Origin of the sequence: Thalassobaculum sp., assembly GCF_965223715.1 — a bacterium.
In the GTDB taxonomy this organism is placed as follows: domain Bacteria; phylum Pseudomonadota; class Alphaproteobacteria; order Thalassobaculales; family Thalassobaculaceae; genus Thalassobaculum.
In genome coordinates this window covers 4,160,208-4,183,428 of record NZ_OZ245012.1, presented here as the reverse complement: position 1 = coordinate 4,183,428, position 23,221 = coordinate 4,160,208, and the positions used below count along the sequence as shown (strand labels likewise).

21 protein-coding genes and 1 tRNA gene are annotated in these 23,221 nt (G+C 69.0%); 13 read left to right on the top strand and 9 right to left on the bottom strand.

The genetic code is table 11. The features are described 5' to 3' along the window. Positions 1 to 1,299 (bottom strand): isocitrate lyase, encoded by a 1,299-nt coding sequence (gene aceA / locus ACOQOP_RS19390; protein ID WP_420563459.1) that lies wholly within the window; start codon positions 1,297 to 1,299, stop codon positions 1 to 3. A gap of 226 nt (positions 1,300 to 1,525) precedes the next feature. Between aceA and ACOQOP_RS19385 the strand changes: the two genes are divergently transcribed. The 7 genes from ACOQOP_RS19385 (at position 1,526) to ACOQOP_RS19355 (ending at position 9,533) form a co-directional block, all read left to right on the top strand. Next, positions 1,526 to 2,962: a helix-turn-helix domain-containing protein gene (locus tag ACOQOP_RS19385; protein ID WP_420563458.1), complete on the top strand. Its 1,437-nt coding sequence runs from the start codon at positions 1,526 to 1,528 to the stop codon at positions 2,960 to 2,962. Between the two features lie 4 nt (positions 2,963 to 2,966). Next, on the top strand, positions 2,967 to 4,316 hold the full coding sequence (locus ACOQOP_RS19380) for a CoA transferase (protein WP_420563457.1): 1,350 nt from the start codon (positions 2,967 to 2,969) through the stop codon (positions 4,314 to 4,316). Positions 4,317 to 4,400: 84 nt separating this feature from the next. Next, positions 4,401 to 6,815 carry a mechanosensitive ion channel family protein gene (locus tag ACOQOP_RS19375; protein ID WP_420563456.1) on the top strand — a complete coding sequence of 805 codons (2,415 nt, stop codon included), beginning with the start codon at positions 4,401 to 4,403 and terminating at the stop codon, positions 6,813 to 6,815. 86 nt (positions 6,816 to 6,901) lie between these two features. Next, the gene (locus ACOQOP_RS19370) at positions 6,902 to 7,570 is read left to right on the top strand and encodes a glutathione S-transferase family protein (RefSeq protein ID WP_420563455.1); all 669 of its coding nucleotides are present in this window, start codon (positions 6,902 to 6,904) and stop codon (positions 7,568 to 7,570) included. A gap of 135 nt (positions 7,571 to 7,705) precedes the next feature. Beyond that, the gene (locus ACOQOP_RS19365; protein WP_420563454.1) at positions 7,706 to 7,879 is read left to right on the top strand and encodes a hypothetical protein; all 174 of its coding nucleotides are present in this window, start codon (positions 7,706 to 7,708) and stop codon (positions 7,877 to 7,879) included. Further along, a complete protein-coding gene (locus tag ACOQOP_RS19360; protein WP_420563453.1) occupies positions 7,876 to 8,643 on the top strand; it encodes a matrixin family metalloprotease in 768 nt (255 codons plus the stop codon). Before ACOQOP_RS19365 ends, ACOQOP_RS19360 begins: the two co-directional genes overlap by 4 nt. Before the next feature lie 83 nt (positions 8,644 to 8,726). Beyond that, positions 8,727 to 9,533: an enoyl-CoA hydratase-related protein gene (locus ACOQOP_RS19355; RefSeq protein ID WP_420563452.1), complete on the top strand. Its 807-nt coding sequence runs from the start codon at positions 8,727 to 8,729 to the stop codon at positions 9,531 to 9,533. Positions 9,534 to 9,568: 35 nt separating this feature from the next. Here ACOQOP_RS19355 and ACOQOP_RS19350 read toward each other — a convergent pair whose 3' ends face one another. Further along, positions 9,569 to 10,114, bottom strand: a complete 546-nt coding sequence (locus tag ACOQOP_RS19350) for a DUF1330 domain-containing protein (protein ID WP_420563451.1) — start codon at positions 10,112 to 10,114, stop codon at positions 9,569 to 9,571. A 2-nt stretch (positions 10,115 to 10,116) separates the two neighbouring features. Next, positions 10,117 to 10,506 carry a hypothetical protein gene (locus tag ACOQOP_RS19345; RefSeq protein ID WP_420563450.1) on the bottom strand — a complete coding sequence of 130 codons (390 nt, stop codon included), beginning with the start codon at positions 10,504 to 10,506 and terminating at the stop codon, positions 10,117 to 10,119. Between the two features lie 122 nt (positions 10,507 to 10,628). Here ACOQOP_RS19345 and ACOQOP_RS19340 point away from each other — a divergent pair, with 122 nt between their 5' ends. Further along, on the top strand, positions 10,629 to 11,441 hold the full coding sequence (locus ACOQOP_RS19340) for a helix-turn-helix domain-containing protein (RefSeq protein WP_420563449.1): 813 nt from the start codon (positions 10,629 to 10,631) through the stop codon (positions 11,439 to 11,441). Between the two features lie 15 nt (positions 11,442 to 11,456). Here the strand turns inward: ACOQOP_RS19340 and ACOQOP_RS19335 are convergent. After that, a tRNA-Arg gene (locus tag ACOQOP_RS19335) sits at positions 11,457 to 11,533 on the bottom strand. A gap of 162 nt (positions 11,534 to 11,695) precedes the next feature. Here ACOQOP_RS19335 and ACOQOP_RS19330 point away from each other — a divergent pair. After that, a complete protein-coding gene (locus tag ACOQOP_RS19330; protein ID WP_420563448.1) occupies positions 11,696 to 13,462 on the top strand; it encodes an FAD-dependent oxidoreductase in 1,767 nt (588 codons plus the stop codon). Positions 13,463 to 13,474: 12 nt separating this feature from the next. Here ACOQOP_RS19330 and ACOQOP_RS19325 read toward each other — a convergent pair whose 3' ends face one another. Next, positions 13,475 to 14,662 (bottom strand): hypothetical protein, encoded by a 1,188-nt coding sequence (locus tag ACOQOP_RS19325; protein WP_420563447.1) that lies wholly within the window; start codon positions 14,660 to 14,662, stop codon positions 13,475 to 13,477. 217 nt (positions 14,663 to 14,879) lie between these two features. On the opposite strand from ACOQOP_RS19325, the gene ACOQOP_RS19320 reads away from it, so the two are divergent. The 3 genes from ACOQOP_RS19320 (at position 14,880) to ACOQOP_RS19310 (ending at position 19,434) form a co-directional block, all read left to right on the top strand. Continuing rightward, complete coding sequence (locus ACOQOP_RS19320) at positions 14,880 to 15,710, top strand: substrate-binding periplasmic protein (protein WP_420563446.1); 831 nt, start codon at positions 14,880 to 14,882, stop codon at positions 15,708 to 15,710. Then, positions 15,707 to 17,344: a sensor histidine kinase gene (locus tag ACOQOP_RS19315; protein WP_420563445.1), complete on the top strand. Its 1,638-nt coding sequence runs from the start codon at positions 15,707 to 15,709 to the stop codon at positions 17,342 to 17,344. The genes ACOQOP_RS19320 and ACOQOP_RS19315 overlap by 4 nt, the downstream gene beginning before the upstream one ends. A gap of 71 nt (positions 17,345 to 17,415) precedes the next feature. Beyond that, entirely contained in the window at positions 17,416 to 19,434 is a 2,019-nt protein-coding gene (locus tag ACOQOP_RS19310; RefSeq protein WP_420563444.1) for a transglycosylase domain-containing protein, read from the top strand. A 7-nt stretch (positions 19,435 to 19,441) separates the two neighbouring features. Here the strand turns inward: ACOQOP_RS19310 and ACOQOP_RS19305 are convergent, their stop codons facing one another. Both ACOQOP_RS19305 and ACOQOP_RS19300 read right to left on the bottom strand, forming a co-directional pair. After that, entirely contained in the window at positions 19,442 to 19,669 is a 228-nt protein-coding gene (locus ACOQOP_RS19305) for a (2Fe-2S)-binding protein (protein ID WP_420563443.1), read from the bottom strand. An 83-nt stretch (positions 19,670 to 19,752) separates the two neighbouring features. After that, positions 19,753 to 20,427: a DUF1028 domain-containing protein gene (locus ACOQOP_RS19300; RefSeq protein ID WP_420563442.1), complete on the bottom strand. Its 675-nt coding sequence runs from the start codon at positions 20,425 to 20,427 to the stop codon at positions 19,753 to 19,755. Between the two features lie 98 nt (positions 20,428 to 20,525). On the opposite strand from ACOQOP_RS19300, the gene ACOQOP_RS19295 reads away from it, so the two are divergent. After that, the gene (locus ACOQOP_RS19295; protein ID WP_420563441.1) at positions 20,526 to 21,497 is read left to right on the top strand and encodes a ketopantoate reductase family protein; all 972 of its coding nucleotides are present in this window, start codon (positions 20,526 to 20,528) and stop codon (positions 21,495 to 21,497) included. 161 nt (positions 21,498 to 21,658) lie between these two features. Here ACOQOP_RS19295 and ACOQOP_RS19290 read toward each other — a convergent pair whose 3' ends face one another. Further along, the gene (locus tag ACOQOP_RS19290) at positions 21,659 to 21,874 is read right to left on the bottom strand and encodes a hypothetical protein (protein ID WP_420563440.1); all 216 of its coding nucleotides are present in this window, start codon (positions 21,872 to 21,874) and stop codon (positions 21,659 to 21,661) included. Beyond that, positions 21,855 to 23,093, bottom strand: a complete 1,239-nt coding sequence (locus tag ACOQOP_RS19285; RefSeq protein ID WP_420563439.1) for a pyridoxal-phosphate-dependent aminotransferase family protein — start codon at positions 23,091 to 23,093, stop codon at positions 21,855 to 21,857. The genes ACOQOP_RS19290 and ACOQOP_RS19285 overlap by 20 nt, the downstream gene beginning before the upstream one ends. Between the last annotated feature and the right edge of the window lie 128 nt (positions 23,094 to 23,221).

Here is a 23,221-nt window from a genome sequence, read left to right as displayed (position 1 = left end):
TCACTCGGCCGCGGTCTGGAGCGCGGTCTGCTTGCGGAACTGCGCTGCCTCGGTGCTGTCGGCGAGCGCGGTGGTCGACGAGGCCCCGCCCTTGATGGCGACGGAGACCGCGTCGAAATAGCCGGTGCCGACCTCGCGCTGGTGGCGGGTGGCGGTGTAGCCGTTCGCCTCGCTGGCGAATTCGGCGTCCTGCAGCTCGGAATAGGCCGCCATGCCGCGCTCGGCATAGCCGCGGGCCAGTTCGAACATGCCGTGGTTCAGGCTGTGGAAGCCGGCCAGGGTGACGAACTGGAACTTGTAGCCCATGGCGCCGATCTCGCGCTGGAACCGGGCGATGTCGTCCTTGTCCAGGTTGGCCGCCCAGTTGAAGGAGGGCGAGCAGTTATAGGCGAGCATCTGGTCCGGGAACTCCGACCGAATCGCTTCGGCGAAGCGCCGGGCCTGCTCCAGGTCCGGCGTGGAGGTCTCCATCCACAGCAGGTCGGAATAGGGCGCGTAGGCGAGACCGCGGGCGACGCAGCGCTCGAAGTTGGTGCCGTCCTTCAGGCGGTAGAAGCCCTCCGCCGTGCGCTCGCCCGTCAGGAACGGATGGTCGCGCTCGTCCACGTCGGAGGTGATGAGCTTCGCACTCTCCGCGTCGGTGCGGCAGATGATCAGGGTCGGCACGCCCATCACGTCGGCGGCGAGCCGGGCGGCGTTCAGGGTCCCGATATGCTGCTGCACCGGGATGAGCACCTTGCCGCCCATGTGGCCGCACTTCTTCTCCGAGGCGAGCTGGTCCTCGAAATGGATGCCGGCCGCACCCGCCTCGATATAGGCCTTGGCCAGCTCGAAGGCGTTCAGCGCCCCGCCGAACCCGGCCTCGGCATCGGCGACGATCGGCGCAAAGAAGTCGGTGTCGCCGCTGCCTTCCATGGTCTGGATCTGGTCGGCGCGCATGAAGGTGTTGTTGATCCGGCGCACCAGCTCCGGTCCGGAATTGACCGGGTACAGGCTCTGGTCCGGATACATCGCCCCGGCGCTGTTGGCGTCGGCAGCGACCTGCCAGCCGGACAGGTAAATGGCCTTCAGCCCGGCCTTGACCTGCTGCATCGCCTGGTTGCCGGTCAGCGCGCCGAGCGTGTTCACATAGGGCTCGGTATTGAGCAGGTGCCACAGCCGCTCGGCCCCGCGCCGGGCGAGCGTATGCTCGACCCGCACCGAGCCGGCCAGCCGGATGACATCCGCCATGGCGTAGTCGCGCCGCACATTGTCGAAACGGCCGAGCGTGGTCTGGGTATGGTCCTCGAAACTGGTCATTCCAGCGATCCTCTCCATCGGTCCCGCGACGTCTTCTGTTGCGTCGCAATGTGAGAGGACCGTAGGACCAAGCCCGGAAGTGGATCTATAAGTTATTGTTTGAAAAAGAGTAAATATGTAACAGGGGTAAATCCAATCCGCCTGTTCCTGTAAAATTCGTAAAGTGTTCGCATCCGCAAAACACACGTCCTAGACTGTCTTCCCGACAAGACGCGGATTCAGGGGAATGGAAAGCCTCGATCGCAAGGCCATGCTGGGCCACAAGGTCCGGCGCTTCAGAATGGACACAGGGCTGAGCCAGACCGAGATGGCGGCCCAGATCGGCATTTCCCCCAGCTATCTGAACCTGATCGAGCACAACCAGCGGCCTGTCACGGTGCCGCTGCTGTTCAAACTCGGCCAGACCTTCGAGATCGACCTGAAGGCCTTCGCCGAGGACGACGACCAGCGGCTCGCTGCCGGGCTGTCGGAGGTGTTCGGCGACACCCTGTTCGAGGGCCAGCGGGTCTCCGACCGCGAGATCCGCGAGCTGGTCGGAGCCGCCCCCGCCGCCGCCCAGGGCGTGCTCAGCCTCTATCGGGCGTACCGCCAGCTCTGGGACACTGCCCAGGCCCTGGCGCACCGGGAGGGCGGCGACGGCGGTTTGGAAGCGTCGATGTCGGTGGCGCCGGTCGAAGAGGTCCGAGATTTCCTCCAGGCCGAGAACAACTATTTCGACCCGATGGAGCGGTTGGCCGAGCAGGTCTGGGAGGCCGCCAAGCTCGACCGCGATGCCCTGTTCGTCGGCCTGCGCGACCATATCGAGCGCGACCACGGCATCGGCGTGCGGGTCATGCCGGTGGAGGTCATGGGCGACACCCTGCGCCGCTGGGACCACCACCGGCGCCGCATCCTGATCTCCGAGGCCCTGCTCGCCTCCGGCCGGGTCTTCAACCTTGCGGTCCAGTTCGTGCTGATCACCGAGCGCGACCTGCTGGACGACCTGGTCGACCGGGCGGGCCTGTCCGGCGACGAGGCCCGGGGTCTGCTCCGGGCAACCCTCGCCGCCTATTTCGCCGGCGCGCTGATGATGCCCTATGCCCCGTTCCTCAAGGCCGCCCAGGAGCTGCGCTACGACGTGGAACTGCTGCGCCGGCGGTTCGGAGCCAGCTTCGAGCAGGTCTGCCACCGGCTGACCACCCTGCAGCGGCCCGGCGCGCGCGGGGTGCCGTTCTTCTTCCTGCGGATCGACAATGCCGGGAACATCTCCAAGCGGCTGTCGGGCGGCGGCTATCATTTCGCCCGGTTCGGCGGCACGTGCCCCCGGCTCGCGGTGCACGACGTGTTCCGCACCCCCGGCCAGATTCAGACCCAGGTGGCCGGCCTGCCCGACGGCACGACCCTGTTCCTGCTGGCCCGCACCCTGGACGTCAGCGGCGGCGGCCGCGATCCGCTGCAGCCGCGCTACGCCATCGCGCTCGGCTGCGAATGGAAGGAGGCGAAGCACCTGCTCTACGCGGACGGCCACGACCCCAAGCGTAAACCGGCGGCCACCCCGGCCGGCGTGAGCTGCCGCGTCTGCGAGCGGCTCGACTGCACCCAGCGGGCGCACCCGCCCGTCAACCACCGCCTGCGCATCGACGACAGCATGCGCCGGACCCAGCCTTTCGACTTCGCGAGGTAGACACATGGATGGATTTCTCGACCACATCGCCGCGGCCCTCGGCGATGACGAACCCGCGTCCTTCACGGTCACCGGCGAGGGCGGCCTGCCGTCCGTCTTCGCCGTCACCGACCTGGCGACTGCGACGATCGGCGCCGCCTCGGTGGAAGTCGCCCGACTGATCGGCCAAACCTCCGGGACGACGCCGGACGTGACCGTCGATCGGCGCCAGGCGTCGTTCTGGTACGACCTGACCTTCGAGCCCCAGGGCTGGGACATTCCGGGCATCTGGGATTCGATCGCCGGCGACTATCCGACCAGGGACGGCTGGATCCGGCTGCACACCAATGCGCCGCACCACCGGGCCGCCGCCCAACGGGTGCTCGGCGACCATGCCGACCGCGCCGCCATGGCCCCGGCCGTCGCCCAATGGGAGGCGAAGGCTCTGGAGGATGCCGTAGTGGCGGAGAACGGCTGTGCCGCGGAGATGCGCTCCATCGAGGCCTGGAAGGCGCATCCCCAGGGCATGGCCGTGAACGCCGAGCCGCTGATCCACCTGGACTGGACCCCGGGCACGCCGGACGGCCGCGACGTCGACCCCGCCCGTCCGCTCGCCGGATTGAAGGTGCTCGACTGCACCCGCGTGCTTGCCGGTCCGGCCTGCGGCCGCTTTCTCGCCGGGTTCGGCGCCGAGGTGCTGCGGGTCGATCCGCCCTGGTGGGAGGAGCCGCTGCTGGAGCCGGACATGACGCTGGGCAAGCGCTGCACCGGCCTCGACCTGACCAGGGACGGCGACCGGGAGACGTTTGCCAAGCTGCTGTCCGAGGCGGATCTGTTCATCCACGGCTATCGCAGCGACGCGCTGGAGAGGATCGGCTTCGGCTTCGAGGCGCGGCGCGCCCTGAACCCGTCCCTGATCGACGTCTCCCTCGACGCCTATGGCTGGAGCGGGCCGTGGAAGGCGCGACGGGCCTTCGACAGCCTGCTGCAGATGTCGAGCGGCATCGCCCATGCGGGCATGATCCGCCGGGGGGCCGACAAGCCGGTGCCGCTGCCGGTGCAGGCGCTCGACCACGCCACGGGCTACCTGATGGCGGCCGGCGCCTTGCGCGGCATCGCCGAGCGCCGCTCCACCGGCCGGGTCCTGCGCGTCCGGGCCTCCCTGGCGCGGACCGCGAAGCTGGTGATCGACAACGACCCCGAGACGCTCGACGGACCTCTGGCCCCCCGCGGCGCGGCCGACTTCTGGCCCCAGCCGGAAAGCACCGGCCGGGGTCCCGCCCTCCGCCTCAAGCCGCCGGTCGCGATCGACGGCTGCGCCATGCGCTACGACCGGCCGGCGGTCATGCTCCGCTCCTCGCCGCCGACCTGGTAAGATGCCCCGCGTGTCGCCTCCACGGTTGACCTGAGGCCAGGAACGTTAATTTATTGGGTCATCCTGACTGGTCCCGGATTCTTCATGCGCCTCCTGCTCGCCTGTCTGGCCCTCGCCGCCGTTCTCGTCGCCGCGTCCCCCCTGTCCGCCCAGACGCCCGGCCTTCCCACCGGAGCGGCCCCGGCCGGGACCCAGGAGGCGACGAGCTCAGAAGCGGCGAGTCCGGAGGGCGCCACTGAGGAAGGGGCAGCCCCGCAGACGGCCGACGATCTGCGGCGGCTGATCGCGACCCTGGAGGATCCCGAGCGCCGCGCACAGCTGCTGACCGACCTGCGCACCCTGCTGGAGGCCCAGAGCGGGACGGCCGGGACCGATGCCGCGGCGGCCCCCGCCCAACCAACCGCTCAAACGCCGGCCCAGCCGCCCGCCGACGACAACTCGATCAGCGCCCAGATCTCCGACGCGGTGATCAGTCAGGGCGAGCGGGTGCAGCTCGTCTTCTCCGAGGTCTGGGACGCGGTCGTCGCCGTCCGCGACCTGCCGGAATGGCTCGAGGATCAGGTCAATATCGAGCGGCGCCGGGAGTTCTGGATCGAGATCGCCACGGTCGGCCTCGGCTTCCCGATACTGGTGGCGCTGATCGCCCGGTGGCTGACCGGCCTCGCCCTGGGCGGCACCATCCGCCGCCTGCGCAACGCCGAGGCGCCGTCGATCCAGGCGAAGGTCTTCACCGCGATCTTCCGCACGATTCTGGAGGCCTTCACCGTGGCCGCCGTGTTGGGCGCCGGCTGGGCCGCCCTGGTGGTGGTGCCCCGCAGCTATCAGGCCGAGCAGATCGCCCTGGTGGTGATCCAGGCGATCGCCGTGCATACCGGTATCGGCGTGCTCGCCCGCCTGATCCTGGCCCCCTATGCCCCGCATCTCAGGATCCTGCGGGTCGGGGACGAGATGGCCGCCTATCTCTATCTCTGGGTCATGCGCCTCACCGCCGTCGGCGTGATCGGCTATGTGATCTCCCAGACCGCGCTGCCGCTCGGCGCCGGCTATGTCGGCTCCCATGCCCTCGAGATCGCGGCCGCCGCGGTGATGACCGGCATGCTGCTGATCCTGGTCACCCAGCTGCGCCCGACCGTGCGCGAGGCGATCCGGGGCGGCGGCAAGAGCGTGGTGCGCCGCCGTTTCGCCGATATCTGGAACCTGCTCGCCAGCGTCTACATCCTGGTCGGCTTCGGGATCTTCGTCTCCGGCGCCCAGGACGGGTTCCTGTTCATGCTGCGGGCGACGGTGATCACCGTGATCGCGGTCGGCGTCGCCCTGGCCGCCCAGCACCTCGCCAATAAGCTGCTGGACCGGCTGTTCGCGGTCGACGAGGAACTGGAAAAGCGGTTCCCGGGCCTGCGCAAGCGGGCCAACCTGTATCGGCCGACCCTCAAGAAGGCGGTCGATATCGTCATTTTCATCGTCGCCGCCGTGGCGGTGCTGGAAGGCTGGAATGCCGGCGTGATCAGCGCGCTCGACACCCAGACCCAGACGGCGGTTCTGCGGTCGACCGGGACGATCATCCTGGTGCTGATCGTCTGCGTGGTGATCTGGGAGCTGACCGCTAGCGGAATCGCCCGGGCGCTGTCCGGCACCAATTCCGACGGCACCCCGCGCGAGGCGAGCAGCCGGACCAAGACCCTGCTGCCCCTGCTGCGGCGGGCGGTGCTGGTCGCCCTGGTGGTGTTCGGCGGCCTGATCGTGCTCTCCGAACTCGGCATCGACATCGCCCCGCTCCTGGCCGGTGCCGGTGTCGTCGGTCTGGCCATCGGCTTCGGCTCCCAGGCCCTGGTGCGCGACGTGATCACCGGCCTGTTCATGCTGATCGAGGACACGGTGGCCGTCGGCGACGTGGTGACGGCGGGCGGCCATACCGGCGTGGTGGAGGACATGTCGATCCGCACCATCCGCCTGCGCGACCTGGAAGGATCGGTGCACATCATCCCGTTCGGCGACGTCACCACGGTGGTGAACCTGACCAAGGATTTCTCCTTCGCCCTGCTCGATGTCGGCGTGGCCTATCGCGAGGACACCGACCGGGTCAGCGAGGTGATCAAGGAGGTCGCCGACGAGATGCAGGCGGAAGAGGCCTGGAGCGCCCTGTTCCTGGAGCCGATCGAGATCCTCGGGGTGAACGCCCTGGCCGACAGCGCGGTTGTGATCCGGGCCCGGATCAAGACCCCGCCGATCAAGCAGTGGGGGGTGAAGCGCGAGATGCTGCGCCGCCTGAAGAAGCGGTTCGACGCGGAGAACATCGAGATCCCGTTCCCGCACACCACCATCTATTTCGGCGTCGACGCCGCCGGCAAGGCGCCGCCGGCCCATATCTCCCTGCAGGCCGAGGAGGCCGCCAAGCAACTCGCGCCGCCGGCCGGGACCCCGACCCAGGAGGCCTCCCCGCCCGCGCCGCCGACGTCCGATCCACCGCCGGCAAGCGAGGAGGGCACGCCCAGGGGCTAGCCCGGAGCCGGGCCGCGCCAGCGCTGTAGCGTGGGCCCGGCCCGACCTGCTAGACTCCGGCTCTCCGTCGCGTTTCCCCCCGGTCCATGCGCACCCTGTATCATCTGGCCCTGTCGCCGCAGTCCCGTCTGATTCGTCTGGTCCTGGGCGAGAAGCGCATGGAGGTCCATCTCCGCGCCGAGCCGGTCTGGGAACGCCGCGACGAGTTCCTGGCAATCAACCCGGCCGGCGAGGTTCCGGTCCTGGTGGAGGATGACGGCAGCACCATCGCCGGCTCCCAGGCCATCGCCGAATACCTGGAGGAATGCGACGACACGGTCCCGCTGCTGCCGGGCACCATCGCCGACCGGGCGGAGATCCGCCGCCTGGTCTCCTGGTTCGACCGCAAGTTCGACCGCGAGGTCACCGACCTGCTGGTGGGCGAGAAGGTGATGAAGCGCTTCCTCGGCATCGGCGAGCCGTCCAGTGCCGCGATCCGCGCCGGGCATTCCAACCTGCAGATCCACCTGGCCTATATCGCCTGGCTGGCCGAGCGGCGGACCTGGCTCGCCGGCGACAAGTTCTCGCTCGCCGACCTCGCCGCCGCCGCCCACCTGTCCTGCGTCGACTATCTGGGCGACGTGCCCTGGGACCATGCGCCGGAAGCCAAGGAATGGTACGCAAGGGTGAAGTCCCGCCCGGCCTTCCGCTCCCTGCTGGCCGACGCCGTCCCCGGCCTGCGCCCGGTCGGACACTACGCCGATCTGGATTTCTGACGGCGGGCATTATTGGCATCGACATAGCCACTCAAGATTCAGGGCTATCGCAGTAGAATTCTTTCGGCCATAATTTTCTCCCATAGGGCGAATCCGTCATCAGCGGATCGCGCTCCCGAATGAGGGAGAATGGCCATGGCAGTGCCGAGATACGACCGCAATGGCGACGGACAGGTAACCGTCAAGGTCGAGCTTCTCTACGACTTCACCGACACCCACGAGGAGATTATCTGGTCCGCCCTCGACACGTGGGAACGCGTGTCCAACGTCGACTCGCCACCCATCCCTTGGACCCCGACGAGACGATGACGATGGATGTCCCGGCGGTGGGCCTCATCGCCTCCTATTGGGGCATCGCCTTTGAATGGGGCGCGATCGAGTACAGCTCGGATATCATCGGCACAATTTCGGACGAGTATTTCTCGGTGCTGGTCCTGCACGAGGTCGGGCACATCCTGGGCCTGGAACATCAGGGCAGGGACAGCATCATGATTCCGACCATCCCGTACGCCGCGACGGAGCCGACGGACAAGGACATCGCCAATCTGGAGGCGTTCTATGGTGAGGTGACCGACGACACCATCGCCTCGGTCCAGTACGGGCTTTCCGGCACCCAGAAAGTCGTCGGCAATGCGGGGCCGGATATTCTGTACGGCAACCAGGGGATGGACACTCTGGCAGGCAGGGACGGCGAGGACACGCTCTTCGGCGGCCAGGATGGCGATCGCCTCTCCGGCGGAGACGGCAACGACATCCTGTACGGCAACCGGGGGGCCGATCTGCTGGTCGGCGGCGATGGAAACGACACCCTGTACGGCGGCCAGGAGGCGGACACCCTTACCGGCGGCGCCGGGAACGACGTTCTGGTGGGCGGCCTCGGCGGCGACCTGTTCGCAGGCGGCGACGGCCACGACACCATCACCGACTACGCCCCGTCCGAAGGCGATCTGGTTTCGGGCAGTCTTGCCGGATGGAACGACAGGGAGGATAGCGTCATTGTCTGGTTCACCGACGGCTCGTCGGTCACCCTGATCGGGGTCAATTCCACCGAGCTCAGCTTCGCGCTGGTCTGACGACCGCCCGGCAGCAATCCTGTTTGACGGCCGCTGCGTCAATCTCCCTACTCTTCGCCCAACCAACGCGAAGGGAGACGCCCATGACCGCCACTGCAGCCCCAGACGACCTCGTTTCGTTTTCGCTGGACGACGGCCTCGCCCGCCTGACCCTGAACCGGCCGGAAGCCGGCAACTCGATCACGCCCGAGCTCGGCCTCGCGCTGATGAAGGCGGCGGTGCGCTGCGCCTGCGATCCGTCGGTGCGGGCGGTGCTGATGACCGGGAACGGCAAGAATTTCTGCGTCGGCGGCGACCTGAAGACCTTCAAGGAGGCCGGACCGGGTGTCGGCGCCCTGATCAAGGAGACCACCGGCTACCTGCATGCCGCCTGCTCGACCCTGGCGCGGATGGACGCGCCGCTGGTGGTTGCGGTCCAGGGAGCGGCGGCCGGCGCCGGCCTGTCACTCGCCCTCCTGGGCGACCTGGTCTATGCGGCGGAGAGTTCGAAATTCACCATGGCCTATACTGCGGCCGGCCTGTCGCCGGATGGCGGCTCGACCTTCCTGCTGCCCCGGATGGTCGGCCTGCGCCGCGCCCAGGAGCTGACCCTGACCAACCGCCGGCTCTCCGCCGCCGAGGCGGTCGAGTGGGGCATCGCCACCGTGCGCGTTCCCGATGACGACCTGCTGGCCAAGGCGGAGGAGACCGCCCGCACCCTCGCCGCCGGCCCGACCCGCGCCTTCGGCCGGGCCAAGCGGCTGCTGATCGACAGTTTCGACACCAGCTTCGAGGCGCAGATGGAGGAGGAAGGCACCGCCATCGCCGCGGCCTCGGTCGAGCCGGACGCCCAGGAGGGCCTGGACGCCTTCCTCACCAAGCGGGTGCCGGTCTATCGCGGAACCCTGTGAGGGAGCCGATCGCCCCGTTGCGCGTTCTTCGTCTGTCATTGACCACGCACGGAGCGACTATGATCGACCGCGTTATCCAGACCGGCATTGTCGGGATCTTCACCGCCCTCTTCCTGCTGCTGGTGGGGGTAGCGGCCTGGTTCCAGCACCTCTACACGTGCTTCACCGATGAATCCTGGGGCTTTCTCATCGCCGGCGCGATCTTCTTCCCGATCGCCATCATTCACGGCATCGGGGTGTGGTTCGGGATCTGGTGAGGGGCCCGGGAGGATATCGGTCGCCCGGTGACCGGGTCCGGCCCCGTCGATCAGGATGACCGACCCCCGCGCATGATCGGTGCGCAGGGCCGCGATCCGGCGATAGGCCTCGGATGCGTACCAGGCACGGGCGCGGGCCAGATCGGGAAAGGCGATCAGGATCAGATCGCCGGCCCAGCGCCCCTCCAGAACCTGCGCCTCGCCGCCATGGATCAGGTACCGGCCGCCGAACGGCGCCAGCGTGGCGTCGATCCGCTGGAGATACGCGACGATCGCCGGTCCCATCTCGACATCGTGCAGATGGGCCACTGCATAGGCCGTCATGGTCACGGCCTTCCCGCCAGCCGATAGGCCGAGAACTCGAGCCAGGTGAGCACGCAGACGGCGGCGGCCTGGGCCAGGATGAAGGCCACGCCGAGTGCATTCGGGGAAATCACCCCGGCCACCAGGGCGAGGCTGCCCGCCACCCAGCCGGCATTGCCGAGGATCACGATCCAGACCGCCGGCCCGTCCGGCATCCACCGTCCGATGGCCGCGATCACCAGCGCGAGCGGGAACAGCGCCAGCCCGGCATAGAACAGCAGCGGCTCGGGAATGCCGGTGAGGCCGGCGGCAATGCCGGCGCCGGCGACGAGGGCGCCGCCCATCGCCAGACAGGTGGCGGCATCGAGGTAGAGCACCTGGCGCAGGGTCAGGGGGGACGGATCTTGCGGCATGACGGCCTCCGAAGGTTGGTACGGCCCCGGATGGGGTGGCCGCATCCTTCGCCGTCACGGGAGGCGGGTCGATTACCTGGCAGGTAATTGGCGGCGCATTTGCCCGGCGCTAGGGTTGCGCCATGAACGTCCCCGCCCCCGCCCCGGGTTTCGGCCCCCTCCTGCGCGACTGGCGCCGCCGCCGGTCGTTCAGCCAGCTCGCGCTCGCCGCCGAGGCGGAGGTCTCCCAGCGCCATCTGAGCTTCATCGAGAGCGGCCGCAGTTCGCCCAGCCGCGAGATCATCCTGCGCCTCGCCGAGCGCCTCGCCCTACCCCTGCGCGAGCGCAACCAGCTGCTCGTGGCCGCCGGCTACGCGCCGGCGTTCCAGACCCGGCCCGCCGACGATCCGGCCATGGCCGCCGCCCTGAAGGCCGTGACCCTGATCCTGGAGCGGCACGAACCCTTCCCGGCCCTGGCCATCGACCGGCACTGGACCCTGGTCCATGCGAACGCAGCGATCGGCCGGCTCCTGGCGGGGGTGGATACGGCCATGCTGACGCCGCCGGTGAACGTGCTGCGCCTCAGCCTGCATCCCGATGGGCTGGCCGGTCGGATCGTGAATTTCCGGGAATGGCGCGACCACGTGCTGCACCGGCTGGACGAGCAGGTGGGCCTGACGGCCGACCCGGTGCTCGCCGCCCTGCTGGAGGAGCTGCGGTCCTATCCCGTCCCGCCGGGCGCGGCGCCCCACAGCCGCCCCGCGACCGCCCCGCTGGCCGGCGTCGCGGTGCCGTTCCGCCTGCGCACCGAGGCCGGTACCCTGTCCTTCCTGAGCACCACGACGATCTTCGGCACGGCGCTGGACATCACCCTGTCCGAACTGGCGATCGAGGCGTTCTTTCCGGCCGACGACGAAACCGCCGACGCGCTGATGGGCGGGCGAACGACGGACTGAAGTGTCTGGGGGGAATGGCGCACCCGACAGGATTCGAACCTGTGACCTCTGCCTTCGGAGGGCAGCACTCTATCCAGCTGAGCTACGGGTGCGGCTCGGGCGGAACCTACTGGCACTGGCGGCGTAAGGCAAGAGAAGCCTGACAGGGCCCGTCCGGCGCCCGGACGATCGCAGCGGCTTGCCGCGACCGGACGGCTATCGCACTCTTTTCCCCAACAAGAACACGACAAACGACCAGACAGGGAAACGCCGCCATGACGCCCGAGTCCGACCAAGGGCCCGCGCCCGACACCCTGCGCGCCGCCGCCGCCTCCACGACGCCGGTGCCCAACGAGACCGTCGATGTCCTGGTCGTGGGCTCCGGCGCCGGCGGGCTGTCGGCGGCCGTCACCGCCGCCCATCGCGGGCTGAGCGTGCTGGTGGTGGAGAAGGAGCCGGTCTTCGGCGGCACCACGGCCCGGTCCGGCGGCTGGCTGTGGATCCCGTGCAACGGTCCCTCGGCGCGCGAGGGCATCCAGGACAGCCTGGAGGCCGCCCGCACCTATCTGCAGCACGAGGCCGGCAACCATTTCGACGGCGCCCGGGTCGACGCCTTCCTGGAGAACGGCGCGAAGATGGTCGACTTCTTCGAGGCCGAGACCGAGGTCGCCTTCGTCACCGGCACCGCCTTCTCCGACTACCATCCGACCGCGCCCGGCGGCATGGAGGGCGGCCGGTCGATCTGTGCCGCCCCCTATGACGGCCGCCGGCTCGGCGACGAGGTGAAGCGCCTGCGCCCGCCGCTGAAGGAGATCACCTTCCTCGGCATGATGATCGGCTCGGGCAAGGAGCTGCTGCACTTCTTCAACGTGACCAAGTCCGCCGCCTCCGCCGCCTTCGTCGCCAAACGGCTGGCCAGCCATGGGATCGACGTGGCGACCAAGGGACGATCCATGCGGCTGACCAACGGCAACGCCCTGGCCGCGCGGCTGGCGAAGTCGGCCTTCGACCGGGGGGTGCGGCTGTGGACCTCGGCCCCGGCGGTGGAACTGATCGTCGACGCCGCGGGCGCGGTGACCGGGGCGGTGATCGACCGCGACGGCCGGAAGGTGACCGTGGCTGCCCGGCGCGGCGTGGTGCTCGGCGCCGGCGGCTTCCCCCAGGAGCTGGACCGCCGCCGCCGGCTGTTCCCGCACGCGCCCAGCGGCGCCGAACACCATTCGCCCGCCCCGCCGGGCAATACCGGCGACGGGCTGCGCCTGGCCGAGAAGGCGGGGGCAAGCCTGGACGAGAGCCTGCCGAATGCCGCCGCCTGGGTCCCGGTATCCAAGGTGCCCTGGCCGGACGGCTCGGTCGGCGTCTTTCCCCATTTCATCGACCGGGCCAAGCCGGGGGTGATCGCGGTCGCCCCCGATGGCCGGCGCTTCGTCAACGAGGGCAATTCCTATCACGACTTCGTCCAGGCCCTGGTCAAGGCCTGCGCCGGCAACCCGGGGGAGGCGCGCGGCTGGCTGATCACCGACCACCGGGCGATCCGCAAATACGGCCTGGGCTTCGCCAAGCCGTTCCCGCTGCCGATCGCACCCTACCTGAATTCCGGCTACCTGAAGCGCGGCCGCACCCTGGCGGAACTGGCCCGGGAGATCGGCGTCGACCCGGCGACCTTCGAGCAGACGGTGACCCGGTTCAACACTTTCGGCCCCGGCGGCGAGGACATGGATTTCGCCAAGGGTTCGACCGCCTATAACCGGTTCCAGGGCGACCCGGAGATCAAGCCGAACCCCTGCGTCCACCCGCTGAACACCGCGCCGTTCTATGCCGTCGAGGTGGTGGTCGGCGATCTCGGGACCTTCGCCGGGATCCGAACCGACGCCAATGCCCAGGCCCTGGATGCGGACGGGCGGCCGATCCCGGGCCTCTACGCCGTCGGCAACGACAACGCCTCCATCATGGGCGGCAACTATCCGGGCGGCGGCATCACCCTGGGGCCGGCCATGACCTTCGGCTACATCATCGGCAACCACCTGGCGGAGACCGGCTGAGCGGGATCGGTCCTACACGATCACCCGGTCGAGCAGGCTCAGCAGCTTGGTGAGGTCGTCGGCGGCGAGCTTGCCGTCGCTGCTCTTGGCGGTGTGCTGGCGCCAGACGGCGACCCCGTGGTTCATCGCCGAAATCGAGGCGGCGATGTCCCAGAACAGGGTGCTGCTGTCCTTCAGGAACTCGATGAACGGCCGGGCGTCGCCGCCGCGCACGAACAGGTCCTCATAGGCCTGGTTGTAGATCCGCAGGATCTCCGAACTGTTCTTCAGGTGCCGGGCGAAGGCGGTGGTGACTCCCCGGACCTTCTCCTCCAGCTCCTGGCGCACCGAGGCCTTCACGTAATGGGACGGGGTCGAGCCCTTGGCGTGCAGCCAGTCGGCGAAGCCGAGCAAGGTGCGCTGGCCGCGCTTGTACTGGAACTCGTAATAGGTCACGCCCTTCCAGGAGTAGTAGATCTCGCTGGCCTGTTCGGGATCGATCCGGAACACCTGGGTGATCGGCGCCAGGTAGTTCAGGTCCTTGCCCTCCCACAGCTTCATGATGAACTGCTCGGCGATCTCCGCCGCCTTGGGCGAGGCGGGGTCGACCACCCGGGTGGTGATCGGTTTGAACTTGCTCAGGATGTATTTCTTGATCTCCTGGAACTCACTCTCGGAGATCTCGAAATAGGCCTCCGGCGCCTTGATCCCGTCGGTCTCCAGCCGGTCGCGCAGCAGGAACGGATCGAGCGACGGCAGCTCCTCGATCAGCTCGATCAGCCGGCGGTCGCGGGCGATCGACCGGCCCTCCTCGTCGGCGCGGAAGCCGGTGAGATTGAACAGCGCCTCGGTCCGGCCCCGGACCACGCTCAGGTCCAGGCTGTTGCCGCCGCCGGCGATCGCCTCGATGTCGAACGGGATGTAGAGGAAGGTGGCGATATCGCCCTTCTCCACCCGTGCGGTCATGTCGAAGGTGATGGTCTTGAGCTGCCCGTTCTCCAGGATCTCCGCCGTGCCGGAGGAGCCGGACCGGACCGGCGCGACGGCGTCCTTCGGGCGCTTGATGAAGATGCCGTCGTTCAGGCTGCGGTGGCCGAACAGGTACTCGTCGGCCGTGCCGCCGGCGGCGAGCTCGAGCTTGTGGGTGATCGAGGCGACGTTAAAGATGCGACTGGCTCCGGAAGCCAGTGTCTCGCGCAACGCGTTTTCTTCTGCAGCCATCTCCGGTACCGCCAACCTGTCTGGAGACCGAATGGCATCACTGCGGAAACATATCGCCGCTCACCCCCCGGTGCAATCCGCCCGTAGGAAATCGCCGACAGCCCCCCGATCGGCGATATAGGATGTCGCGGACGGCTGCGGATCGGCTAGACCTGAGCCATCCGATATGTTTGTTCGTTACCAGACGACGTGGGGTCCGGCCGTGTTCCGATCCGGGATGATCGCAATCCTTCTCATCGTATTGGCGCTGGCCGCCGGCGCCGCCGTACCGGCATGGGCCGAGCCGCCGGCCCGCTTCGAGGGCCGCCCCACCCTGACCTTCGTCTACGAGACCCAGGCCAACCCGCCGCGCTATCTCGGAGCCGGCACGGCGATCAACTGGGACCGGCCGGGCCTCACCCTGGAGCTGCTGCGCGCGCTGGGAGCCCGGCTCCAGGTCAACCTGGAGATCAGCCGCTACCCTTGGAAGCGCGGTCTCTACCTGGTGGAGACGGGAGAGGCGGACGGCATCTTCCACGCCAGCTACAAGCCGGAGCGCGAGCGGATCGGGGTCTATCCCAAGACGGCCGACGGCGCCGTCGACCCGTCCCGGGCGATCTTCACCCAGGCCTATTTCCTGCACGTGCTGCGCGGCTCCCCGGTCCGGTGGGACGGCACCACGATCAGCGGGCTCGGCGACGCGGCGGTGGGGGCGACCGCCGGCTATTCCATCGTCGCCGATCTGGAGGGGATGGGCGTGAAGGTGGAGACCGGCAAGATCCAGGGCATCAACCTGAACAAGCTCGTCGCCGGCCGGATCGCCGCCTATGCCGAGCTGGAGAACATGGCCGCCGCCGCCATCGCCTCGGACCCGGCGGCCTATGGCGAGGTGGTGAAGCTGGAGCCGGCCCTGATCTCCAAGCCCTACTATCTGCTGCTCTCCCACGCCTTCGTCGAACGCGATCCGGCCCTCGCCGCGGCGGTCTTCGACACCATCGCGGAGATCAACGCCGATCCGGCCTTCCAGGCCCGGGCGTCCGTCTACGCCTCGGGAGCGCCCTCGCAGTGACGGACGCCCGGCAGGACCCGGCGGGGCGCTCCGGTCCGAGAACCCGTCTGCCCGGCCGGTCCTCCGTCATGGGACGGCTGTTCCGCGCGGCCATCCTGCTCTACCTGGCCGCCGCCGCCCTCATCACCGGCGCCCTGATCACCGAGACCTACCTCTCCGCCCGCTCCGACCTGGAACGCGAGCTGACGTTCCACCAGCGGGCGCTGGAGCGTACCCTCGCCGGGCCGCTCTGGTCGCTCGACCTGGAGGAGGTGAGGAAGATCGCCACCGCCACCGCCGATCTGCCCGAGATCGTCGGCATCCGCGTCACCGACCACAACCAGGCCGGCGAGTTCGCCCGGGCGGGCGAACTGCCCGACGGCGACCTGACGGAGGGGGCCGACGCCGCCGCTCCGGGCCGGGGCATCGCGGTGTCCTTCCCGGTCGAGTACAGCCACGCGGTCGGCAGCACCCGCGTCGGCCATGTGACCCTGTACTCCAGCGAGCTGGTGATCCTGGAACGGCTGCGCTGGCACATCGCCCTGCTGGTGCTCGCCGCGCTGCTGAAGACCGCCATCCTCTGGTTCATCCTGGACCGGGTGAGCCGCGCGATCCTGATCCGGCCGCTGCACAGCCTGGTGGAGGCAACCCGGCGCACCGGCTTCGACAAGCTGGAGCCGGTGACCTTCGACCCGGCCACGGCCAAGGCGGCGGCCGGCACCGAGATCGAGAGCCTGCGCCTCGCCTTCAATGACATGATCGGCCAGCTCCGCCGCAGCCGCGACGCCCTGTCGGCCCTGAACGCCGACCTGGAGAGCCGGGTGGGCGAGCGCACCCGCGAGTTGGAGGCCCGCACGTCGGAGGCTTCGGCGGCCACCGCCCGGGTCGAGCAGTCGCGCCGCCAGGTCGCCGCCGCCCTGGAGGAGGCCGAGCGCGCCGCCCGGGCCAAGTCCGAGTTCCTGGCCCTGGTCAGCCACGAGCTGCGCACGCCGCTGAACTCGGTGCTGGGATTCTCGGAGCTGATCCAGCGCCAGGTCGACACCAAGCAGGACGCCCTGAACCCGGCCCATATCGCCAGCTATGCCGACGCGATCCACGAAAGCGGGACCCAGCTCCTCACCCTGGTGAACGACATCCTGGACCTGTCGCGCATCGAGGCGGGCCGCATGGAGGTGGCGCCGGAATGGATCGATACGACGGCCACCACGCGCACGGTGGTGGAGATGATGCGCGACCCGGCGACCAAGCAGCGCCTGTCGCTGGAATGCCTGCTGGGACCCGACGCGCCGATGCTGAAGGTCGACCCGCGGCGCTATCGGCAGATGCTGATGAACCTGCTGTCGAACGCTCTGAAATACACCGAGGCGGGCGGCTCGATCCGGATCGACGGGCAGCGTCGGGCCGACGGCTGGTTCGAGGTGGTGGTCGCCGATACCGGGGTCGGCATGCCGGCCTCCGACATCGCCATCGCGCTCGAACCGTTCGGCCGCACCGGCGACCCGACGACGCGGAAGCTGGCCGGCGCCGGGCTGGGCCTGCCCCTGGTCGCCCGGATGATGCAGCTCCATGGCGGACGGCTGGCGATCGAGAGCGCGGTGAATGCCGGGACCAGCGTGATGCTGCGCTTCCCGCCCCATTGCGTGCGGGATGACTGAAAAAGGATTTTTCTCTCCATTCCAGTGAGTTCATCGGCTATCTTCATCGCGAACGTAAACTGGATTCGCTGATGGCCCGATCCTCTTCCAGCGCGCCGAAGCCGATACGCAAGACCAAGACCCGGTCCCAGGCAAAGGCCTCGGCCGGCAGCCGCGCGGAGCCGCATTTCGGCGCCCCGCGCAAGGACAAGGCCGCACCGAAGGCGGCGTCGGGCACGTCGGGCGCCAAGTCCGGATCCCGGCGGTCGCGCGGCTCCGGCCGTGCCCCGTCCCGCCGGGCTGGGGGCCGCCAGCGCTCGCTGCTGGGCCGGCTGGTCCGCCCGCTGCTGAAATGGGGGTTCCTGGCCGCCTTCTGGGGCGGGATCCTGGTCGCCGGCCTGCTCGCTTGGCATGCCTTCCAGCTTCCCGACATCCACGATCTCGACCGCTATACCCGGCCGGGCTCGGTACGCATGACCGCGTCGGAAGGGGCGATGTTCGCGTCCTACGGCCCGCTGCACGGCGAGCCGGTGACCGTGGCGGAGATGTCGCCGCACCTGCCCGCCGCCGTCATCGCCATCGAGGACCGGCGCTTCCCGTATCATTTCGGCATCGATCCGATTGGCCTCGCCCGCGCCATGGCGGTCAATGTCTGGGCCGGCCGGGTGGTCCAGGGCGGCAGCACCCTGACCCAGCAGCTCGCCAAGAATGTCTTCCTCAGCCACGACCGCAGCCTGTCCCGCAAGATCCAGGAGCTGCTGCTGGCCTTCTGGCTGGAGAAAGAATTCACCAAGGACGAGATCCTGTCGATCTACCTGAACCGGGTGTATTTCGGCGCCGGCACCTATGGCGTGGACGCGGCCGCCCGGAAGTATTTCTCCAAGAGCGCCCGCGAGCTGTCCCTGGGCGAGGCCGCCCTGCTGGCGGGCATGCTGAAGGGCCCGTCGCGCTACAGCCCGGCCGCCGATCCGGAGCTGGCGCGGCAGCGCACCGCCGTTGTGCTGAACGCCATGGCCGAGATCGGTTATCTCGACCCCGTCACCGCCCGCCAGATCGCCGCCAATCCCTACCAGCTTCGCGGCCCGGTCGGGCGCGGCGCCGGCCACCGCTATTTCTCCGACTGGATCTACGACCAGGTGCCCAGCTTCGTCGGCACCCGCGCCGACGACCTGTCGGTGACCACCACCCTGGACCTGACGCTGCAGACCCTGGCCGAGCGGGCGGTCGAGGCCGGGCTGGAGAAGGGCCGAGCGCAGGGGGTCGGACAGGCGGCCCTGGTCGCGCTCGATCCTCGCACCGGGGCGGTGCGCGCCATGGTCGGCGGCGCGGATTTCCAGACCAGCCAGTTCAATCGCGCCGTCCAGGCCCTGCGCCAGCCGGGCTCGCTGTTCAAGCCGGTGGTCTTCCTCGCCGCCCTGGAGCAGGGCTGGCGGCCGAGCGACCTAGTCAGCGACACGCCGATCACCATCGCCGGCTGGTCGCCGGGGAATTTCGACGGCAAGTATGACGGCGTCATTACCCTGACCGAGGCGCTGGCCGAGAGCCGCAACGCCGCGACCATCCGCCTGCAGGAGACGGTCGGTCGAGGCGCGGTGCGCGACGTCGCCCGGCGCCTGGGCTTCTCCGAGGAGCTGACCCCCGGGCCGAGCCTGGGCCTGGGCGTGGACGAGATGAGCCCGCTCGACGTGGCCGGGATCTATGCCACCTTCGCCAATGGCGGCCGACCGGTGACGCCGCATGGCATCGAGGAGATCCGGGGGCGGGGCGGGGCGACCCTCTACCGGCTGTCGACCTCCGGCCTGCCGGCGCAGATCTCCGACCGGGCGGCGGCCACCCTGACCGCTATGCTGATGGAGACCGTCACCCGCGGCACCGGCCACAATGCCGCCCTCGACCGGCCGGTGGCGGGCAAGACCGGCACCAGCCAGAACCACCGTGACGCCTGGTTCGCCGGCTACACGGCCGATCTGGTGACCGTGGTCTGGGTCGGCAACGATGACGGTACGGCGATGAAGAAGGTGACCGGCGGCGGCCTGCCGGCGGAGATCTTCCGCGATTTCATGGAGGCGGCCCATGCCAGCCTGCCCCGACGGGCGCTGGCCGGGGGCTAAAGGGACCTCAGGCGGCGTTGAAGGCCGGCAGCGGGTCGGCGGGCATGCCGGGGATCGGGCCGGTCCCGTGACGGGGCGCGCGATCGTCGAGCATCTCGCGGATCGTGCACTTGCACTTGCCGCATTGGGGCACCGCACCGCAGGCCTTGTAGACCTGACCGACCGTCTCGGCACCATCGTCGATGGCCTGATTGACGGTCCGGGTGTTCAGAGCGTTGCAGATGCACACGTACATGAGCGTTCCCTCGGTTTTGAGGTAAGCTCGCGCTCTTGCGAGTGATTGTCAATAGCGTGTAATCCGGAACACGAATCAACTGCTTACGGATCTCCGGGAACCCCGTAACTCGGCGCTTTCGACGGATCCAGCGCGCGGGTGACGTAGCTGTCCATGTCGGGCTTCCACAGCTCCCACAGGGCCGTCAGGTCGGCGATCGGGCGCTCGGAGTGATCGACCCGCAGGTCGGCCACCGGCCAGGACACCTCGGCCTGGATCAGCAGCCCGGCGGAATGCACCGGCCCGGCCTCGCCGCCGGCCGCCAGCCCGGCCTGCAGCGCCCGGATCAGCCGCTTGCCGAAGGAACTGCCCGAGCGGGACTCGAAGGCCTCCACCATGGCGGCGATCACCCCCTCATTGGCCAGCATGTTGCCGGCCGCCACACAGTTGCTGCCCTCGGCGGTGGCATGGATGCCGAGCGTCTTCTCGCCGCTGAACGCGGCCGTACGGCCCTCGCTGTCGATCAGGGCGACCTGGCGATAGGCGATGTGGTCGGTGGTCTCCACGATCCGCGCCAGCACCGTGGCGGCCGGTAGCCCAGTCTCCAGCAGGTCCAAGGCGCGCGGGCCGATCCGCGGATCGGTGATGTTCTGGGTCGCCACCGCCCCGACCTTGGCCCGGGTGTAGGCGCAGCGCGCGGCAACGGCGGTGGAGGACGAGCTGACGACCATGCCGAAGGCGCCGGTGATCTCGCAGCGGGCGGTCAGGGAAAACGTCACGGGCATACTCCGTGGGGTCACAGGGCGGAAGGGAGACGCTATACCGGCATCCGGGCCCTAACAATCCACCAGACCTATCCAGGGGGAGACGGACGACCATGCGGATCGGCATCATCGGAGCGGGAGCCGTGGGCGGCTTCATGGCCGGGCATCTGGCCCGGGCCGGCACGGACGTGGCGGTGCTGGCGCGTGGTCCGCACCTGGCGGCGATCCGCGAGAAGGGCCTGACGGTGGAGAGCCAGGGCGAGACATGGACCTCCCGGGTGACCGCCAGCGACAGGGCGGCCGATCTGGGCGAGGTCGACGTCATCGTCGTCACCGCCAAGGGCCCCGCCCTGCCGGTCATCGCCGAGGCGATCCAGCCGATGCTCGGCGCCGACACGCCGGTGGTCTGCGCCATGAACGGGATTCCCTGGTGGTACGAGTACAAGCGCGACGGCGGCACCAACGCGCCGATCGAGCGGCTGGACCCGGGTGCGGTGGTCTGGAACAGCATCGGGCCGCAGCGCGCCATCGGCTGCATGATCGACTGCCCCGCCGCCGTGCCGGAACCGGGCTTCGTGCGCCACGTGGCCCCGCGCAAGGGCAGCTTCACCTTGGGCGAGCCGGACAATACGGAGAGCGATCGGGTAAAAGCGATCGCCAAGGTGATCGAAGCGGCGGGCATGGGCGCGCCGGTGACCACGAACATGCGCCGGGCGATCTGGATCAAGCTGCTGGTCAACGCCTCGCGCTCGCCGCTCGGCGTCCTGACCGGCTCGACCGAGCGCGGTCTGGCGGAGAACCCGGAGACCCTGGCGGTCACCCTGGCCATCATGCGCGAGGCCCAGGCGGTCGCGGCGTCCCACGGCATCGAGGTGCGGATCGACGAGGACCGCCAGTCGGACCCGTCGCAGCGGTCGCTGCACCGCTCGTCCATGCTGCAGGACTGGGACCTGGGCCGGCCGATGGAGATCGACGGGATCGTACGGATCATCCAGGACTACGGCCGCAACGCCGGGATCGCGACGCCGGTGCTCGACACGGTCTCGGCCCTGCTCGGCGAGAAGGCCCGGGCGGCGGGGGTTTAGGGAGGGCCCTCTCCACTCCTCAACCCACTCTCCGGATTTATTCCGGGGCCCACCCAAGGGCTGCACGGGCGTTCGAGCCTATTCGGAGAACTCCATCCCGTTCCCTACCGTGGACCCCGGAATAAATCCGGGGAGTGAGGAAAGAGAGAGAAAGAACGACCTCAGCGCTTCTGCCGCGCCACCAGAGCCGCTCCCACGCCCATCCCGAGGGCGGTGCCCAGCGCCCCGCCCAGAGGAATGCCGAAGGCCAGCGTGCCGGTGAGGGTGCCCACCACCACGCCCGCCGCCGTGCCGAGCACGATCCCGGCGATCAGGCAGACGAACAGCACCGGCTGGTTGAGCGGGCGCCGCTCCCGATCAGAAGGTGGTCGGGCCATTGGCCTTCTTATAGGCGGTCACGTGCTCGACCGCTGCGGTCACCCCGCCGGCCTTGTACGGCACGTCGAGATAACCGAGGGTCGACTCCACCGCCGCCAGGGCGGCGTAGAGCATCGGCGCGTTCATGTCGCCCATATGGCCGATGCGGAAGGCCTTGCCGCCCAGATCGCCCAGGCCGCCGCCGATCCCAACCATCATCTCGTCCCGGCAGATCTCACGGATCCGGTTGGCGTCCACGCCCTCGGCCGTGCGGATCGCCGTCACCCCGACCGAGCGCTGCTCGGGCACCAGGGCATTCAGCTCCAGCGCGCCGGCCATTCCCCAGACCTCCACGGCCTTGTGGGTCGCCTGGGACAGCACCCGATGGCGCTCGAAGCAGCGCTCCAGCCCTTCTTCGAACAGGGTGCGCAGCCCCTCGCGCAGGCCGAAGATCTGAAGCTGCGGGGAGGTGCCGCAGAAGGTGCGGTAGCCCGGCCCCGCCATGCGCGGCGTCCAGTCCCAGTAGCGGCGCGGATTGGCGTTCGCCTTGTGCACCGCGATCGCCTTCTCGTTGGCCGCACAGAAGCCGAGGCCCGGCGGCATCATCAGGCCCTTCTGCGAGGCGGCGATGGCGACGTCGACGCCCCACTCGTCCATGCGGAAATCCGTGGTGCCCAGGGACGCAATGGTATCGACCATCAGCAGGGCGCCGTGGCCGGTGTCGTTCATCGCCTTGCGCACCGCCGGCACGTCGCTGGTGATCGAGGTGGCGGTGTCGGTATGGACGACGAGCACGGCCTTGATCCGGCCTTCCTTGTCCTCCGCCAGCGCCTTGCCCACGGCGGCCGGATCCAAGGCCTCGCGCCAGCTCCCCGGCACGGTCTGGATGACGATGCCCAGGGCCTCGGCCATGTCGGTCCAGCTTCCGGAGAAGTGGCCGGTCTCCGGCACCAGGGCCACGTCGCCCGGCTTCAGGGTGTTGACCAGGGCGGCTTCCCAGGAGCCGTGCCCATTGGCGATATAGGTGAAGATCTCGCCCTCGGTCTTGAAGACCTTGCGCAGCCCCTCGAAGGATTCGACGGCGGCCTCGACGAACTCCGGATCGTTCAGGTCCATGGTGTCGCGGTGCATGGCGTTCTGCACGCGCTGGGGCACGTTGGTCGGGCCCGGCGTGTTGAGGAACTTGCGGCCGCGCTTGATGAGGACGTTCGGACGGTTGGAGACGGAATCGGGGGCCATGCGGGGGGCTCCTGGCAGCGGATCGTCGTTTTGAAACGGGGGTCAGGGGTAACCGACGGCGCGGAACATAGTGCAAACTCGGGGCGCGCTCACGACTTTATTACGACAATCCCGCCGGAATCTCACCC